3 protein-coding genes are annotated in these 2,199 nt (G+C 31.2%); 2 read left to right on the plus strand and 1 reads right to left on the minus strand.

The features are described 5' to 3' along the window. Positions 1-1,114 (minus strand): IS4 family transposase (locus Y7E_RS29360; RefSeq protein ID WP_017150531.1); only part of this gene is annotated, 1,114 nt, incomplete at its 3' end. A gap of 293 nt (positions 1,115-1,407) precedes the next feature. On the opposite strand from Y7E_RS29360, the gene Y7E_RS0106785 reads away from it, so the two are divergent. Both Y7E_RS0106785 and Y7E_RS0106790 read left to right on the plus strand, forming a co-directional pair. Further along, a complete protein-coding gene (locus Y7E_RS0106785) occupies positions 1,408-1,605 on the plus strand; it encodes a helix-turn-helix transcriptional regulator (RefSeq protein WP_017150532.1) in 198 nt (65 codons plus the stop codon). A gap of 4 nt (positions 1,606-1,609) precedes the next feature. Continuing rightward, positions 1,610-1,948 carry a hypothetical protein gene (locus Y7E_RS0106790; RefSeq protein ID WP_017150533.1) on the plus strand — a complete coding sequence of 113 codons (339 nt, stop codon included), beginning with the start codon at positions 1,610-1,612 and terminating at the stop codon, positions 1,946-1,948. Positions 1,949-2,199 lie beyond the last annotated feature (251 nt).

Consider the following 2,199-nt stretch of genomic DNA (forward strand, 5'->3'; position numbering starts at 1 on the left):
GGCACCACTTAACCTTAACAAAACTTCGCAACAGAACCCCAAAAAGAGATTTCCATGTTTTAAATACAATCTCTATTTGCCAACGTAGTGAGTAAATCTCATGAACCTGTTCCATCGGAACAATTTCCCATGGTATGTTAGTAATATAAATATTGATTTCTGTTAAACGTTTACTTTTTTCAGAATATGTAACTCCTTTTTTCTTTTCAACATAAGTTTGTTGTTTCCTACGTTTATGAATTTGAGTTGATGTGAGTCTGTATATTACAACTCGTGAGGGTAATTTTTGTTGTCCAATATAGGCATTCTGAATTTCATAAGTATCTCCTGGTTTTATCTGATGCATAATATCTTCAAGGTTAAGCAAAACATATAAAGATTGCTTTTTTACTGTCCCATCCCGAAAGAATTCTGGAGATTCATTTTTTACATATACTCTATTATTTAATTTTAACCGCGAAACATAGAATACCCCTCGTTGATCCATCTGGTCTAAATCTTTTAGAGAAAAGTATCCTAAATCTCGAATACATAAATCTCCTGGGCGTAAGGTATCCAAACACTCTGTACCAAAGGTTTTATCATTATTTTTACCTGGTTCCATTTGAAAATTGAGGAATTTTCCACTATGTAAATCATACTCTAGCTGAATCTTAATACCGGCTGTTTGTGCACATCCTCCTGAACCAGGATAAATAGGGGCCAAATGATTGGGTACTTGAAAAATAGTAGCATCTAAAATACGTATACTTTGAAAATAAGAGGTGTATTGGTTTGAGATTTGAGACGAATCGTTTAGTTTGCTTTTGATTAAAAGGGAAAATACCCGCTGTAGAAATAAAACAGCGCATCGGTTAAAACGTTGATTAAGTCCTTCAGGACTCATAAGTGTAGCTGTATTTGCATAAAGCTGACTACATAATCGAGTAAGAGAATCGCTTGCTACCTGTTGACTAATCCAGATACATAAAGCAGTCAAATCTCGTGCGCCATACTTACTTTTACGTTTTACAAACCCCGTCTCTTGTGCAAGTTGTTGAAGAATATGTGGAGATAGATATCGCTGTAGTTCTTCAGCGAACAAATGAAACTCATCTTGAATCGATAGATTCATACAAAAACGCCATCCTTTCTGTATATTTCTACAAATAGAATAACGCTTTCTATAAATTATGGGTATAATTTCATCTTAAGTTGATAGTAATGTATCGTGCCCCGTATATTGTAACTTCTTTTTGTTTACTTTTAAATATGGAATAGCACCGTCTTTTTTACCAAATTTTATTTAAAAGTTACAAATATACTTAATGTATTGTGTCAAAAACATTTGACAATACAATTGAGATTTTTTACAATTGATATGTAAAAAACTTTTGACATTTTGATTATAAAAAATGGAGAAGAGATATGAAAAATATTATAAAGGATTTGAGAGAGAAAAAGGGATTGTCGCAAGAGCATTTGGCTAATAAATGTGGGGTTAGTAGACAAACAATCAATGCAATTGAAAATAATAAGTATGATCCTACATTAAAATTAGCCTTTAGTCTTTCAGAGGTATTGAATACAAGAGTAGATGAACTTTTTTTAAAGAAAGGAGTATAGAATTATGAATTATTTAGTATATTTTGTGGGGGCTATATTGTGGGCTTATATTAATGGATTTTTTACAAGTGATAAAGGATCAGCTCCTTGGGTTAAAGATGATGAAAGAGATAAAGATATTAAACATAAAGCAATTATAGCAAGTTGGTCAGGGATCTTTTTGTTTTGTATAATTGGAATTTTTAATAAAGCATTAGGTCTAGGTGGTGCTCAAAAATCCCCTTATCTTCCAGAACCGATAGCTACTATTTTACAAGAAAATGTTGAAATACAAGTTTTACTTATTCTTTTGCTAATGTATGGAATTTTTTATATTTATTATAGAAAGCAAATGAGTGCTTAGTTGTTATTTAGATAGTTTACCAACAGTTTAATTTGTTCTAAACGTTTTATTTTTGTATATAGATAAATCGCTATTAAAATTCTTAGTTTTATCAATCTTTATTCCAAATCAACACAAAAAACGGTTATCCTTTCTGATCTTGCTCGTTTAGTTTAGAAAGAATAACCGTTTTTTTGTACTTGGGGATACTAAAATTTCTTAGCTTGATAGCGATGGGGTCACCATATCAAAAAAAGAAAATTGTACGTTTA

The sequence above is a fragment of the Bacillus bingmayongensis genome, from assembly GCF_000299035.1.
Classification (GTDB): domain Bacteria; phylum Bacillota; class Bacilli; order Bacillales; family Bacillaceae_G; genus Bacillus_A; species Bacillus_A bingmayongensis.